This window comes from Kosakonia sp. Marseille-Q7440 (assembly GCF_965119485.1).
Genome location: NZ_CBCPLT010000002.1, coordinates 1,007,451 through 1,022,741 on the forward strand (window position 1 = coordinate 1,007,451; position 15,291 = coordinate 1,022,741).

The window sequence follows — 15,291 nt, forward strand, 5'->3', positions numbered from 1 at the left end:
TTTGTATTATAACGCTGGCTGATTATTATCATCTGGACATCCATACTGCTAAACCGCCAAACGGAAAATACCAACGCATGATCGTCCTCAGGAATATCTCCAAGATCTTCGACCAGGGAAAGGCATCGATTACCGCCGTCGACAACGTCAATCTGACGGTTGAGCAGGGGCAAATTTATGGAATTATCGGTTACAGCGGTGCGGGCAAAAGTACGCTGATCCGCTTACTCAACGGGCTGGAAAAGCCGACCAACGGCAGCGTGGTGATTAACGGCCAGGATATTGCCGCCGCGCGTGGTGAAGCTCTGCGCCAGGCGCGTCTGAAGATCAGCATGGTCTTTCAGCACTTCAACCTTTTATGGTCGCGCACGGTGAGCGAGAACATCGCCTTTTCCATGCAGATCGCCGGTGCACCGAAGAAAGCGATCAACGCGCGCGTTGCCGAGTTGATTGAGCTGGTGGGGCTGAAAGGGCGCGAAAACGCCTATCCGTCGCAACTGAGCGGCGGGCAGAAGCAGCGTGTCGGCATTGCCCGCGCGCTGGCTAACAATCCCGATGTGTTGCTCTGCGATGAGGCCACCTCGGCGCTCGACCCGCAAACCACCGATCAGATCCTCGACCTGCTGCTTGATATCAATCGCCGCTTCAAGCTGACGATTGTGCTTATCACCCATGAAATGCACGTGGTGCGCAAGATTTGCGACCGCGTCGCGGTGATGGAAGAGGGCAGAGTGGTGGAAGAGGGCGATGTGCTGCAGGTCTTTACCCATCCGCAGCAGCCGATCACTAAGCAGTTTGTGCGCCAGGTGAGCCAGTATAAAGAAGAGGAAACCTTCAACCCGGATCTGAACAGCGATCTCGACGGCACGGTGATTAAGCTCACCTTTACCGGCCACAGCACCCATCAGCCGATTGTCGGCGAACTGACGCTGCGCTACGGCCTGCCGTTTAACATTCTGCACGGCAAGATGTCGCAAACCGCGCATGGTGTATTTGGGCAATTATGGGTGCACGTGGTGGCAACTCCGGAACAACTGAACAACATTCTTACCGATCTCGGCAAGAGCAACATTGAGAGCGAGGTCGTGACCCATGGCTGAATCACTTTTTCCGCACCTGAAATGGGAGCAACTCTGGGCGGCAACGCAGGAGACGCTCTATATGACGGCGCTCTCGGGCGCGGCAACCTTCGTGCTGGGCATTCTGCTTGGGCTGGCGCTGTTTCTCACCGCGCGCGGCGGGCTGTTCCAGAACCGCGCGCTCTATAGCGTCATTTCGATTCTGGTGAACGTCTTCCGCTCGATTCCGTTCATCATTTTGATTGTGCTGTTAATCCCCTTTACCAAGGCGATTGTCGGCTCGATTCTCGGTGCTAACGCGGCGCTACCGGCGCTGATTGTCGGCGCGGCACCGTTCTATGCGCGGCTGGTGGAGATTGCGCTGCGCGAAGTGGATAAAGGGGTCATTGAGGCGACGCGCTCAATGGGCGCGCGTCTCAGCACCTTAGTCTTTCGGGTGCTGCTTCCCGAATCATCGCCTGCGCTGGTCTCCGGTATTACCGTGACGCTGATTGCGCTGGTGAGCTACAGCGCCATGGCCGGGGTGATCGGCGCAGGTGGCCTGGGCAATCTTGCTTATCTGGAAGGATTCCAGCGGAACCATAACGACGTCACGCTGGTGGCGACGGTGACCATTCTTATCATCGTCTTCATCATCCAGTTCTGCGGCGACGTGATTACCTCTCTGTTAGATAAACGATAACTATTGGAAACCAACAACATGAAAAAGACACTGACACTGATTGCCGCAGCCACCCTCAGCGTGCTGAGTTTCTCCTCCTGGGCCGATACGCTGACCGTTGGTGCGTCTAACGTACCGCACGCGGAAATCCTTGAGCAGGCGAAGCCGATTCTGGCGAAGCAGGGCATCGATCTGGAGATCAAACCGTTCCAGGATTACATCCTGCCGAACACCGCGCTGGCGGGCCGTGAAATCGATGCCAACTACTTCCAGCACATTCCGTACCTGAATAGCGTGCTGAAAGATCACGCGGGCGACAAAACCTATGATTTCGTCAGCGCCGGTGCGATCCATATTGAGCCGATTGGTATCTACTCCAAAAAATACAAATCGCTGAAAGATCTGCCGCAAGGCGGCAAAATCATCATGCGTGACGCGGTCTCTGAAGAGGGACGTATCCTCTCTATCTTTGAAAAAGAGGGCGTCATCAAGCTGAAGCCGGGCATCGATAAAGTGACCGCGCGCATCGACGATATCGTTGAGAACCCGAAAAAACTGAAGTTCCTGCCGAACGTTGAAGCAGCGCTGCTGCCGCAGATGTACAACAATGATGAAGGCGACGCGGTGGTGATCAACGCCAACTACGCGATTGATGCCGGTCTCGACCCGGTTCACGATCCGATTGCCGTCGAGAGCGGTGAGAATAACCCGTATGCCAACATCATTACCGTGCATCGCGGCGACGAGAAGAAGAAAGATATCGTGGCGCTGGTGAACGTGCTGCACTCAAAAGAGATTCAGGATTGGATCCGCACCAAATACAAAGGCGCGGTTATTCCGGTAAACAACTAATCTCCCTGATGCGCGGTCGCCCTGGCCGCGCATCTCTTCTTCCTCGATCGCCCCGTACAATTCCCTGTGATTAATCTCACCAATTTTAAACATCCCTGATAAACCTTTTTAACAATGCTCTACTATTGCCCGGTTCAGCCATCGTGGGGGTAGAGATGAAAGATGTGGTGATTGTCGGCGCTGTGCGCACGCCAATCGGCTGTTTTCAGGGGGCGCTGTCGCGTCACTCTGCCGTTGAGCTGGGCAGCGCGGTGGTGCAGGCGTTACTGACGCGCAGCGGCGTGCAGCCGCAGGATATCGATGAAGTGATTCTGGGCCAGGTGCTGACCGCCGGGGCCGGGCAGAACCCGGCGCGCCAGTCGGCGATCAAAGGCGGGCTGCCGAATACCGTTTCTGCGATCACCATCAACGACGTGTGCGGCTCCGGGCTGAAAGCACTGCATCTCGCCTCGCAGGCGATCCAGTGCGGCGAAGCCGACGTGGTGATTGCCGGTGGCCAGGAGAACATGAGCCGCGCGCCGCATGTGTTAACCGATAGCCGCACCGGCGCGCAGCTTGGCAACAGCCAGCTTATCGACAGCCTGGTGCATGATGGGCTATGGGATGCATTCAATGATTACCATATGGGCGTCACGGCGGAGAACCTGGCGCGGGAATATGGCATCAGCCGCGAGCGCCAGGATGAGTGGGCGCTCAGTTCGCAACATAAAGCGCGGATGGCTATCGACTCTGGCCGTTTTCGCGACGAGATCGTCCCCGTGCAGACTCAGAGCGCCGACGGCAAGCGCGTGCTGGTCGATACCGATGAGCAGCCGCGCACCGATGCCAGTGCTGAAGCGCTGGCGCAGCTCAGCCCGGCTTTTGAAACCAGCGGCTCGGTGACGGCCGGTAACGCATCGCCGATTAACGATGGCGCAGCGGCGGTGCTGATGATGAGCGCGGAACGCGCAGAGGCGCTCAACTTACCGGTGCTGGCGCGCATTCGCGCCTTTGCAAGCGTGGGCGTTGACCCGGCGCTGATGGGCATTGCGCCGGTTTACGCCATGCGCCGTTGCCTTGAGCGCGCGGGCTGGCAGCTGGATGATGTCGACCTGATTGAAGCCAACGAGGCTTATGCCGCGCAGGCGCTGTCGGTGGGCAAAATCCTTGAGTGGGATGAGAAGCGCGTTAACGTCAACGGCGGCGCGATTGCGCTCGGTCATCCGATTGGGGCTTCCGGCTGCCGCATTTTGGTGTCGCTGGTGCATGAGATGCAAAAGCGCAAGGCGCGCAAAGGGCTGGCAACACTCTGTATTGGCGGTGGCCAGGGCGTCGCGCTGGCGATCGAGCGTGACTAATCCTGGTTGCTGATAATAACGTCCTCGTCCTGAGGACGTTATTATTTGTGATCCCTCTCGCAGCTTACGTTTCAATAAAAATAAAACCTTCTCTTTCCTGCCTTAAGAATAAAAGTAATCGCTAAAAATAGCATTATCCCCTGCGTGACCATTTTATTTTCAACTGATAAGCCTGCTTATTAATTTTATGTGCATTTTCTCGCCGCCCTCTGCGCGCTATTTAATTGGCTTTATGTAAAGCTCGATAATAATCCTGTGGTGTGATCTTAAACGCTTTTTTTAACCCTAAAGAGCAACTTTTATTGATGCTCGTCACGCGCTTTTACTTCGCTATTTTCTAGAGAAATATTTACGATCCAGATCACTAAAATAAAGTTACTATAAAAATAAAATGCAATTCCATAAAAATGAAACGTAATTTTAATTGTTGAGGTTGCTCATGTTTAAGAAAACTCTGGCCCTTGCTACTCTCCTTGGCGCATCCTTCGCTTCGTACGCTGTTACCGTCGATCTGCGTCATGAATACATTGACAGCGGCTCCAACGCCGATCGCGTAGCCGTGTCGCATCGCTTTGATAATGGACTGGGTTTTGGCGTTGAAGCGAAATGGAAATCAGGTGGTGATGATGCTGATAAACCGTTAACGGAGATTGTCGGCAACGGTCATGAAGAGTCGATCAACTGGCGCTGGGCTGCCACCAAGAATATTGCGTTAACACCAGGCTTTAATATTGAAAGCAAAGATACCTTCTCGATCTATAAACCCTATATTCATGCGCAATACAGCTTTGATAACGGCGTCTATATTGCGGGCCGTTACCGTTATGAATATACCCGCAACCCGGATTCCAACGTGGTCGATAACAAAGTCAATAAATTCGATGCGTGGGTGGGCTGGGCAATGGGCGACTTCCGCACCGAGCTGAACTACGTATATGCCAAAAGCACAGAAGATGTGGTGCGCGAAAATAATAAAAACTACTCCAACGAATATAATGCCAAGCTGGCGTACAAACTTGATAAAAACTGGTCACCGTATGTCGAAATCGGTAACGTGGGCGTGAAGAATACCGACGAGCGTCAGACCCGTTTCCGTTTGGGTGTCGCTTACTCTTTCTGAATCTCTGAATATTTTCAAACACCCGGTGCCTGGCACCGGGTTTTTTATGCCCATCATTCTTCGCGCCGCCCGTGACTTACGCGTTACGGGATCAGTGCCGGAGAATGGAATCATGTAGGCCGGATAAGGCATCGCCGCCATCCGGCATGATTACCGCAGAGTTTATTGCCGGATGGCGCTTACGCTTATACGGCCTACGGGTTCGATGCCGGAAAATAGCACGCAAAAAAAGGCCCTCCATAGGAGGGCAAGGCCAGTTACAGAAACACTCACTCAAATTCAGGGTTGCAGCAGGGTGCGCTGCTCGGGCAGTTTGGCGATATAGAGCGCCGGTTTGCCGTCTTTATCGGAACTGAACAGCACTGCGCTGTCATCCGGGGTAAAAGAGGGATGCGGATGCGTGACCTGGCGGCTGTTGGCAAAGGTCGCCCATGAGGTGTCATGACGCGCGACGCGGTAATACCCTTTCTGCGCCACATCGAACACATAGAGATAGGGGTCGTTATCAATGGTGTAGCCGCCGGTATCTTTCACATCGACCGGCGTGCCGGAGCCGTCACCAACAAGCAGCGTGCCGTCAAAGTTACTCATCAAATGTGAGCAGGCTGGCATCGGCATAATCTCCTCATTCACGCCGCTCTCTGGATAAAAGCGAGAGATAGAGCGCCCCTGTTCGCCTTTCAGATAGGAGACATAGACCAGCGCCGAACCGTTCGGCACCCAGAACTCATGGGTACAGCTCTCACCTTCAGCATGATCCTTCACCTTGCGCACGTTGCTGCCATCTTCATTCACCAGCCACATCCGCGCATCGACCAAATCGTGCGGGCCTTCATGGCAAAACGCCACGGTATTGTCATCAAACGGGCGGTAAATCGGGTGGCCGAGCCAGATCTTCTCTTCATGGATCACCTTGCTTTCGCCAGTCTGTAAATCAACGCGTAGCAGGCGGCAATGTGGTCCTTTATGGAAGAAGTCGTGGAACAGCTGCCAGTCGTTGAGCGGCGTCCAGTCACTGGTGGCAATCTCAATTCCCACCAGCTTGGTGCAGTCGCTGTTAGCGACCCAGGTACCGTAACCTACCCACTCTTCGGGGACGCGGTAGATCTCGCGTTCAGCCAGCGTGTGCAGGTTAACTTCGCGCAGGGTGCGATCGTTTTTCACGTAGTAGAGCGCGCTGTCGTCCGGTGAGAGAAAGCCGCCAAAGGTGTTATCGCCCGCGCCTTCGGTTAACTGCACCGCTTCGGCATTCTCAATGTCCAGCAGATAGTAGTTCCAGTTGCCGTCAAACTCGCCGGCAAACAGCAGGTGGCTGCCATCGTTAAAGAAGCACTTTTGATAGAAGTAGTTGCGGTGACACGTCACCTCCGGAGGGGTTAAGCGGGTCACTTCCGCGCCGGTATCCGGATCGCGGCTCACTGCATAGTTGAGTTTTACCCGCATGCCTTTCGCCATTTTTCTCTCCTGTAGAGGGGCCGGCCGCCATGTTGCGTCCCCGCATGACCCCATATCTGCTTAAGTTTAAAAATAGGATTTCAATTTATCAAAACGACGTTTCAATATGTGTGATTGCGGGCGCAATTTATAAGAAAATTATTACGAAAGGGCATAAAAGCGATTGTGATATCACAGCCGTGAATAATGGGCTTTGATTTTAAACGAGAAAGTTTGCTGCGGCTGTCAAATCTCAAAGCTGGATTTAACTAATTGATTATTAGCAACTAATTATCATAGACCGGAATGCTTCTAAGCCCCGTAGCCCTTGTCAACGCTCAACAATCGTGATCCTACTTCCAGAACGGAAAATAACTAACATAAAAATTGAAACGTTGTTTTATATAAGATTGAAAACGTGTTTTAGCCGGGATAAGATGCAGCAAAAGTTGAAACGGAACGCTGTTTCTCTGTTTCGTCTCAGGCCATTTTGCTGAACATTGATGTCGGAGGTAAGTGTGGAAGTCAGACAAAGCATCCACAGCGCGCATGCTAAAACGCTGGATACCCAGGGGCTGCGCAACGAGTTTTTAATCGAAAAAGTGTTCGTCGATGATGAATACACCATGGTTTACAGCCATATCGATCGCATCATCGTCGGCGGTATCAAGCCGGTGGCGAAAAGCGTGTCGGTTGGCGGTGAAGTGGGTAAACAGCTGGGTGTCACCTATTTCCTTGAGCGCCGCGAGCTGGGCGTAATCAATATTGGCGGCGCGGGCACCATTACTGTTGATGGCGAGATCTATGAAATCGGCCATCGTGATGCGCTCTATGTCGGCAAAGGCGCGAAAGAGGTGGTGTTCGCCAGCGTTGATGCGGCGAAACCGGCGAAGTTTTACTACAACTGCGCCCCGGCTCATACCACCTATCCAACCAAAAAAGTGACGCCTGCGGAGGTTTCTCCGGTCACCCTCGGCGATCCGTTAACCAGCAACCGCCGCACCATCAATAAGTACTTTGTGCCGGACGTGCTGGAGACCTGCCAGTTAAGCATGGGGCTGACCGAGCTTGCGCCGGGCAACCTGTGGAACACCATGCCATGCCACACCCACGAACGCCGCATGGAAGTCTATTTCTACTTCAATATGGAAGAGGACGCCTGCGTATTCCATATGATGGGCCAGCCGCAGGAGACGCGTCATATCGTGATGCAGAACGAACAAGCGGTGATTTCACCAAGCTGGTCAATCCATTCAGGTGTCGGTACGCGCGCGTACACCTTCATCTGGGGGATGGTGGGCGAAAACCAGGTCTTTGATGATATGGACCACGTCGCCGTAAAAGATCTGCGCTAATTGCGGGCAGCAAACACTCTGCCTGTCCGTGACAGGCGCTGATAGATTAAGGAACTGACATGATTCTGGATGCATTTTCTCTTCAAGGTAAAGTTGCAGTAGTGAGCGGTTGCGATACCGGTCTGGGGCAGGGGATGGCGCTGGGCCTCGCGGAAGCGGGCTGTGACATCGTCGGCATCAACATTGTTGAACCGACTGAAACCATTGAGCGCGTCACCGCGCTGGGACGCCGTTTTCTGAGCCTGACCGCCGATCTGCGTAAGATCGACGGCATTCCGACACTGCTGGAGCGCGCGGTCGCCGAGTTTGGCAAAATCGATATCCTGGTGAATAACGCCGGTCTGATCCGCCGCGAAGATGCGATCAACTTCAGCGAGCAGGACTGGGATGACGTGATGAACCTGAACATCAAGAGCGTCTTCTTCATGTCCCAGGCGGCGGCGAAACACTTTATCGCCCAGGGCAACGGCGGCAAGATCATCAACATCGCCTCGATGCTCTCCTTCCAGGGCGGCATTCGGGTACCGTCTTACACCGCCTCTAAGAGCGGCGTGATGGGCGTGACTCGTCTGCTGGCGAACGAGTGGGCGAAGCACAACATCAACGTTAACGCGATTGCGCCAGGTTATATGGCGACCAACAACACCCAGCAGCTGCGTGCCGACGAACAGCGCAGCGCTGAGATCCTCGATCGCATCCCGGCTGGCCGCTGGGGTCTGCCGAGCGATCTGATGGGGCCGGTGGTGTTCCTCTCCTCTAAAGCCTCTGATTACATCAATGGCTACACCATCGCCGTTGATGGCGGCTGGCTGGCGCGTTAATCCCTGCGCGATAAATAAAAGAACCTGCTGCGGCAGGTTTTTTTATATCTGCATATTGTTTGTCCATACGCAACAAATTGAAATATCCATATCATTTACTCTTAATTATTTCACTAGCGCTAAAATATGCTTAAAAATAAGATAATTAAAAATAGTTTAGCGCTTAAACACTATTTTCAAAATTGTAAACTCCATCACAAAACAGTAGCTGACAGCTATTTTATCCATGTCTTCGCGTTTTCCTCACTGACGCTTTTCCCGTCGCTGCCTTACTTTCATATAACGTCTTATTCTGTGCAGGCAGGAAATAATAATGGCTTTTCTCAGTAATGATTCTGTCGCTTTACCCCGTGCGCTGCGTGATACCCGACGCATGAATATGTTTGTCTCTGTTTCCGCCGCGGTCGCCGGGCTGCTGTTTGGCCTTGATATCGGCGTGATTGCCGGCGCGCTGCCGTTTATTACCGATCACTTCACCTTAAGCAACCGGCTGCAGGAGTGGGTGGTGAGCAGCATGATGCTCGGCGCGGCGATTGGCGCGCTGTTCAACGGCTGGCTCTCGTTCCGCCTCGGGCGCAAATACAGCCTGATGGTCGGGGCCATTCTCTTTGTGGCCGGTTCGCTCGGCTCGGCGTTTGCCACCAGCGTCGAAGTGCTGCTCATCTCGCGCGTGCTGCTTGGCGTGGCGGTCGGGATTGCTTCCTACACCGCGCCGCTCTATCTCTCCGAGATGGCGAGCGAAAACGTGCGCGGCAAGATGATCAGCATGTATCAGCTGATGGTAACGCTGGGGATTGTGCTGGCGTTTCTCTCCGATACCGCCTTCAGCTACAGCGGCAACTGGCGGGCGATGCTCGGCGTGCTGGCGCTACCGGCGGTGCTGTTGATTATCCTGGTGATCTTTTTACCCAACAGCCCGCGCTGGCTGGCGCAGAAAGGGCGTCATATTGAAGCGGAAGAGGTGTTGCGCATGCTGCGCGATACGTCGGAAAAAGCGCGTGAAGAGCTGAATGAAATCCGCGAAAGCCTGAAGTTGAAGCAGGGCGGCTTTCAGCTGTTCAAGAACAACCGCAACGTGCGCCGCGCGGTCTTTCTCGGCATGCTGCTGCAGGCGATGCAGCAGTTCACCGGCATGAACATCATCATGTATTACGCGCCGCGCATCTTTAAGATGGCCGGTTTTACCACCACGGAAGAGCAGATGATCGCCACGCTGGTGGTCGGCCTGACCTTTATGTTCGCCACCTTTATCGCCGTCTTTACGGTGGACAAAGCCGGGCGCAAACCGGCGCTGAAAATCGGCTTTAGCGTGATGGCGATTGGTACGCTGATCCTCGGTTACTGCCTGATGCAGTTTGATAACGGCACGGCGTCCAGCGGTCTTTCGTGGGTGTCGGTCGGGATGACAATGCTCTGTATCGCCGGATATGCAATGAGCGCCGCGCCGGTGGTGTGGATTTTGTGCTCTGAGATCCAGCCGCTGAAATGCCGTGATTTTGGTATCACCTGTTCGACAACCACCAACTGGGTGTCGAACATGATTATCGGCGCGACCTTCCTGACGCTGCTGGATGCGATTGGCGCGGCGGGCACCTTCTGGCTCTATACCGCCCTCAACCTGGCGTTTGTAGGCGTCACCTTCTGGCTGGTGCCAGAGACGAAAAACGTTACGCTGGAGCATATCGAGCGTCGTTTGATGTCCGGGGAGAAGTTGCGCAATATCGGCGTGTGAGGAATTGCCGGATGGCGCGCAAAGCGCTTATCCGGCCTACAAAACCTTGTCACAGCATCAATGAAACCGCATTCGTAGGCCCGGTAAGCGTAGCGCCACCGGGCATATTGTTGCCACAGCATCAATGAAACTGCATTCCTAGGCCCGGCAAGTGCAGCGCCACCGGGCATTTTTTTGCCGGATGGCGCGTAAACGCTTATCCGGCCTACAAATCCTTGTTACAGCTTCGATTTTTAATCTGGTTAGCGCATGGCGCGCTTGAGGATACGTTCGGCCTGGCGCTGGAAGTCCGTCGCGGTCTCTTCAACGGTTTTCTGGCCATAATCGATGTACTGAATCGCGGTACCGAACTGCGCCACAATTTGCGGATCGTCAAAATACGGCGACACCGAGAGTTTCGCCGGTAGCGACTGCGCCAGACGCAGGCCCGCGACCGCCGGATCCTCCTCTTTGATAACCCCGCTGGCGGTCAGCGTCTCAACCGCCACTTTGCTCAGCGGCACACCGCGCTCAAGGCCCAGCGTCTGCACACCCTCTTTGCTGTTCAGCAGGAAGTTGATCACCTGCGCTGCCTCTTTCGGATGTTTGGTCGATTTACCAATCGACAGCATCTGCGCCGGTTTAAAGAACAGCCCCGCATCGGTCGCGCCCGGCAGCATCGGGTAGTCGCCCAATACCAGCTTGGCCGGTGGCTTCAGGTTGTCGGAGTATTTGGTGATGGTGGAGTTCCACATATAGGTGCCGCCCCATTCACCCTCGATCCACGGCTTCATCTCATACATGTTGCTCTTACCGAACGAGGCGTAGTATTTCGAATCCGGCATCACGTGGCTATCGACCAGCTTTTTGTACATCTGGAAGAACTCAACCCACTGCTCTTTGCTGTAGCTGAATTTTTTCGTCTTTTCGTCAACGGCCGGAATGTTGTACTTCTGCACCATATAAGAGTTGAGCAGCGCCAGCGTATCCTGATGCTCCAGCACTACCGGGTAGTACTGTTTGCCCAGCTTGCTCTCAAAGGTTTTGCCCGCCGCCATCAGCTCATCCCAGGTTTTCGGGAAGCTGACGCCCGCTTTTTTCCACTGCTCGTCATTGAAGTAGAAGACGCGCGCGGTGACCGAGATAGGAATGCCGTTTAACTTGCCGTTAATGGTGGTGGTTTGCAGCTCTTTAGCGTCGAACTGGCTGAGATCGATAATATCTTTCACCTGGTTCAGGTCGTAAAAACCTTCGCCGTTTTTCGAGAAGATCGGCAGCCAGTTCCAGTTGGTCTGCATTACGTCCGGCTCGGTGCCGCCAGCGATCTGCGTGGTCAGACGGGAGAGGTGCCCGTCCCAGCCGGTATATTCGGACTTCACGGTAATATCGGGATGCTGTTTATGGAACTCTTCCAGCGCTTTTAAGGTGACCTGGTGACGACCGTTGCCGCCCCACCAGGACATACGCAAATCAACATTGTCAGCGGCGGTGGCGGGTACAGCGCACATGCCCAGGGTTGCGGAGATAGCTGCGCCGATTAGCACTTTTTTCATTTTTATACTCCAGTTTATGTAGGTCACGCTGAGGCCGCCGGACGCGGCCCGCATGTTTTTAGCTATAGAGAGATGTTCTGTTCCGTTTTCGCGTCAAAGATATGGCACTTATTCATGTCGAACTTAAAGTACACCTTCCGGTGAAGCCCCTTAGCAATCAACGGCCTGGCTTCATCAGAGGGAATGCGGGCGGTTAGCTCATAGTCGGCGACTTTCAGGTAGACGAAGAACTCGTGGCCCATGTTTTCGACGCGCACCAGATCGCCCGCGCCGCAGTCGTCGCTGAAGGGCTCATCGGCGACGGAGACAAACTCCGGACGCACGCCAAAGAAGACCTCTTTGTCGGCATAAGCCGCGACTCTCTCCTGCTGATGAGCGTTAAGCGCCAGCGTCTCCTGGCCGACGGTAATGTGCAGGGAACCCTCTTTCTGCACAATTTTCGCCGGTTTGATGTTCATCTCCGGCGCGCCAATAAAGCCCGCAACGAACATGTTTTTCGGGAAGTGATAGAGGTTATCCGGCGTATCGACCTGCATGATATGGCCGAGCTTCATCACGCAGATGCGGTCGCCCATGGTCATCGCTTCGGTCTGATCGTGGGTCACATACACGGTGGTCGCCGGTTTACCGGAGCTTTTTAACTGTTTATGCAGATCCGAAATGCGGATGCGCATCGAGGCGCGCAGCTTGGCATCAAGGTTGGAGAGCGGTTCGTCAAACAGGAAGACATCTGGTTTTTTCACAATCGCACGGCCAACGGCCACGCGCTGCGCCTGGCCGCCGGAGAGCTGGCGCGGCAGACGATCCATTAACTCCTCCAGTTCGAGAATTTTCGCTGCTTCATCTACCTGGCGTGCGATCTCATCCTTCGGCATTTTGCTCAGCTTCAGGCCGAAGGCGAGGTTTTCGCGCACGGTCATATGCGGGTAGAGCGCGTAGTTCTGAAACACCATGGCGATGCCGCGCGACTTCGGCGCGAGGTTGTTGACAATCTTCTCGCCGATGCGCACTTCGCCGCCGCTGATGGTCTCAAGCCCTGCCAGCATGCGCAGGGTGGTCGATTTGGCGCAGCCGGAGGGGCCAACAATCACCATAAACTCACCGTCGGCGATTTTCAGGTCGATACCATGTACCGCTTTGAAGCCGTTGGAGTAGACCTTTTCCAGTTTGTTGAAAATTACTTCAGCCATGATACTTCCCTCTTAACCTTTGATTCCGCTGCTGGTGACGCCCTGTACGAAGTAGCGCTGTGCCAGGAAGAAGACAATGATGGACGGCAGAATGGAGATACTCGCCATTGCCAGAATTTCGTTCCACGGTGCGCCTTCGGTCACGTCGATAGACATTTTCAGCGCCAGCGCGATGGGGTATTTATCCACGCTGTAGACGTAGATCAGCGGCCCGATAAAGTCGTTCATCGACCACATAAACTGGAACAGCGCCACGGAGATAATCGCCGGTTTCAGGATCGGCACCACCACATACCAGAGCACCTGCCACGAATTACAGCCATCAATCTGCGCCGCTTCTTCCATATCGCGCGGCACGCCGCGTAAGAACTGAATCAACATAAAGACAAAGAAGCCCTGGGTGGCGAAAGCCAGCGGCAGGTAGAGCGGCATATAGCTGTTGAGCATGCCCATTTCACGGAACATCAGGTATTGCGGGATCAGCAGCACGGTGCTCGGCAGCAGCATGGTGGCGATCAGCGTGCCGAACCAGAAGTTCTTCCATGGGATCTCAAAGCGCGCAAAACCGTACGCCACCACCGTTGACGAGATGATCGTCAGGATCACTTTCGGGATCACATACTTAAAGGTGTTGAGCATGTAATGGCCGAAGGTGTATTCGGTGCCGGTTTTCCAGCCGTTGATAAAACCGTCCCAGGTGGCGTGGTTCGGCCACAGCCCGAGGGTGGTGAAGATCTCATGGTTCGGTTTGAACGACGCCGAGAACATCCACGCCAGCGGGTAGAGCATCAGCAGGCCGACCAGCAGCAGGATCGTGTAGCGGATCCAGGCGCTGATTTTCTCGCGGCGCAGGGTGCGCGCCACTTCACGTTCAGCCTCTTTCATGCCCGGCGTAAGGTGTTGAACATCAGCCATTTTTGCCTCCCTTATCGGCAGAGTAGAAGACCCAATACTTCGAGGACTTAAAGGCGACAGAGGCAAAGACCGCCACCACCAGGAAGAGCACCCAGGCCAGCGCTGCGCCGTAACCCATATCGAAATATTTGAACGCGGTGTCGTAGATGTAGAGCGAGAAGAGATAGGTGTAGTAGGTCGGGCCGCCGCCGGTAATCACGTACGGGCCGGTAAACTCCTGGAACGCCTGCGTGGTCTGCATGATGAAGTTGAAGAAGATCACCGGCGTAATCAGCGGCACAGTCACCTTCATAAACATCTGCCATTTGCTGGCGCCGTCGATCATCGCCGCTTCATACTGCGACTGCGGAACGTTTTGCAGCGCCGCCAGGAAGATCACCATCGCCGAACCGAACTGCCAGACGCGCAGCAGCGTCACCGACATCAGCGCCAGCGACGGCTCGCCGAGCCAGTTAACAGGATCAAGGCCAAAGACGCCGATAAAGCTGTTTAACAAGCCATCGATGGCGAACAGCGCGCGCCACAACACCGCGATAGCAACCGAGCTGCCGAGGATCGACGGAATGTAGTAAGCGGTGCGGAAAAAGCCGATGCCGCGCAATTTAAAATTGAGCACAAAGGCGATGCCCAGCGCAAAGGCCAGCTTCAGCGGAATGGTTAAAAAGACATAAGCAAACGTCACGCCCATCGATTTCCAGAAGAGGGTATCTTCAGTAAACATGTAGCGGTAGTTTTCGATGCCATTAAATACCGGCGGGCTCATCAGATCATACTCAGTAAAACTGAGAAAGAAGGATGAGATGAATGGGAAAGCGGTAAAGACAATCAACCCTATTATGTAAGGTGATATCCAGGCCAATCCCAGTAGTCTGTTTTCATTCATAGATACCTACCTGGCGAGCAATGTGTAATTCGGATTCGGAGAGCCGCCGCCCTTTCACGCAACAAAGGGTGCGTTAGATCACAACATTTAATGAAATCAAAGCGTTTAAAATCTGTAACTGCCGGAAATTATTGGCATTATTCCGGGTTTTAAAATCCTCTGAACTTGCGTTCTTGAATTGTAAAACATCGTTTTAAAATATTTTATTGTGTTTAAATGTGCCGTCATTCGTTAAATTGCTGAAATGTGATCGAAGTCGAAACGATGTTTCAATAAAGTGATTTGGCAGTCATTTTCAGGTAAAAAGCGCGGGCTTTTCAGTAAATAAAAAGCGGGTATTTCGACAAGCGAAGGGGCATAGAAAAATATCGCGCGGTGAA

Annotated in this window: 13 protein-coding genes; 8 read left to right on the forward strand and 5 right to left on the reverse strand. The window is 53.9% G+C overall.

The genetic code is table 11. The features are described from left to right. Positions 1-77: 77 nt before the first annotated feature. The 5 genes from ACWPW2_RS18575 to ACWPW2_RS18595 all read left to right on the forward strand — a co-directional run bounded on the left by ACWPW2_RS18575 (position 78) and on the right by ACWPW2_RS18595 (position 5,049). Positions 78-1,100, forward strand: coding sequence for a methionine ABC transporter ATP-binding protein (locus ACWPW2_RS18575; protein WP_094421954.1), 1,023 nt, complete (start codon positions 78-80; stop codon positions 1,098-1,100). After that, on the forward strand, positions 1,093-1,761 hold the full coding sequence (locus tag ACWPW2_RS18580; protein ID WP_023480933.1) for a methionine ABC transporter permease: 669 nt from the start codon (positions 1,093-1,095) through the stop codon (positions 1,759-1,761). The genes ACWPW2_RS18575 and ACWPW2_RS18580 overlap by 8 nt, the downstream gene beginning before the upstream one ends. Before the next feature lie 18 nt (positions 1,762-1,779). Further along, a complete protein-coding gene (locus tag ACWPW2_RS18585) occupies positions 1,780-2,592 on the forward strand; it encodes a MetQ/NlpA family ABC transporter substrate-binding protein (protein ID WP_454124632.1) in 813 nt (270 codons plus the stop codon). A gap of 155 nt (positions 2,593-2,747) precedes the next feature. Further along, positions 2,748-3,929, forward strand: coding sequence for an acetyl-CoA C-acetyltransferase (locus tag ACWPW2_RS18590; protein WP_023480881.1), 1,182 nt, complete (start codon positions 2,748-2,750; stop codon positions 3,927-3,929). Positions 3,930-4,368: 439 nt separating this feature from the next. Then, positions 4,369-5,049 (forward strand): oligogalacturonate-specific porin KdgM family protein, encoded by a 681-nt coding sequence (locus ACWPW2_RS18595; protein ID WP_023480788.1) that lies wholly within the window; start codon positions 4,369-4,371, stop codon positions 5,047-5,049. A gap of 279 nt (positions 5,050-5,328) precedes the next feature. On the opposite strand, the gene ACWPW2_RS18600 is transcribed toward ACWPW2_RS18595, so the two are convergent. Then, positions 5,329-6,504 (reverse strand): oligogalacturonate lyase family protein, encoded by a 1,176-nt coding sequence (locus tag ACWPW2_RS18600; RefSeq protein WP_454124635.1) that lies wholly within the window; start codon positions 6,502-6,504, stop codon positions 5,329-5,331. 497 nt (positions 6,505-7,001) lie between these two features. Here ACWPW2_RS18600 and kduI point away from each other — a divergent pair, with 497 nt between their 5' ends. From kduI to araE, 3 genes are all read left to right on the forward strand, one after another. After that, complete coding sequence (kduI, locus tag ACWPW2_RS18605; protein ID WP_094422984.1) at positions 7,002-7,838, forward strand: 5-dehydro-4-deoxy-D-glucuronate isomerase; 837 nt, start codon at positions 7,002-7,004, stop codon at positions 7,836-7,838. A gap of 59 nt (positions 7,839-7,897) precedes the next feature. Beyond that, on the forward strand, positions 7,898-8,659 hold the full coding sequence (kduD, locus tag ACWPW2_RS18610; protein WP_454124637.1) for a 2-dehydro-3-deoxy-D-gluconate 5-dehydrogenase KduD: 762 nt from the start codon (positions 7,898-7,900) through the stop codon (positions 8,657-8,659). Positions 8,660-8,972: 313 nt separating this feature from the next. Continuing rightward, on the forward strand, positions 8,973-10,391 hold the full coding sequence (gene araE, locus ACWPW2_RS18615) for an arabinose-proton symporter AraE (RefSeq protein WP_023480813.1): 1,419 nt from the start codon (positions 8,973-8,975) through the stop codon (positions 10,389-10,391). A 242-nt stretch (positions 10,392-10,633) separates the two neighbouring features. Here the strand turns inward: araE and ACWPW2_RS18620 are convergent, their stop codons facing one another. The 4 genes from ACWPW2_RS18620 to ACWPW2_RS18635 form a co-directional block, all read right to left on the reverse strand. Next, a complete protein-coding gene (locus tag ACWPW2_RS18620; RefSeq protein WP_023481034.1) occupies positions 10,634-11,923 on the reverse strand; it encodes an ABC transporter substrate-binding protein in 1,290 nt (429 codons plus the stop codon). A 62-nt stretch (positions 11,924-11,985) separates the two neighbouring features. Next, positions 11,986-13,113, reverse strand: a complete 1,128-nt coding sequence (locus tag ACWPW2_RS18625; RefSeq protein WP_054804551.1) for an ABC transporter ATP-binding protein — start codon at positions 13,111-13,113, stop codon at positions 11,986-11,988. 12 nt (positions 13,114-13,125) lie between these two features. Then, positions 13,126-14,028 carry a carbohydrate ABC transporter permease gene (locus ACWPW2_RS18630; RefSeq protein WP_023480718.1) on the reverse strand — a complete coding sequence of 301 codons (903 nt, stop codon included), beginning with the start codon at positions 14,026-14,028 and terminating at the stop codon, positions 13,126-13,128. Next, a complete protein-coding gene (locus ACWPW2_RS18635) occupies positions 14,021-14,911 on the reverse strand; it encodes a carbohydrate ABC transporter permease (RefSeq protein WP_076769150.1) in 891 nt (296 codons plus the stop codon). Before ACWPW2_RS18635 ends, ACWPW2_RS18630 begins: the two co-directional genes overlap by 8 nt. Positions 14,912-15,291 lie beyond the last annotated feature (380 nt).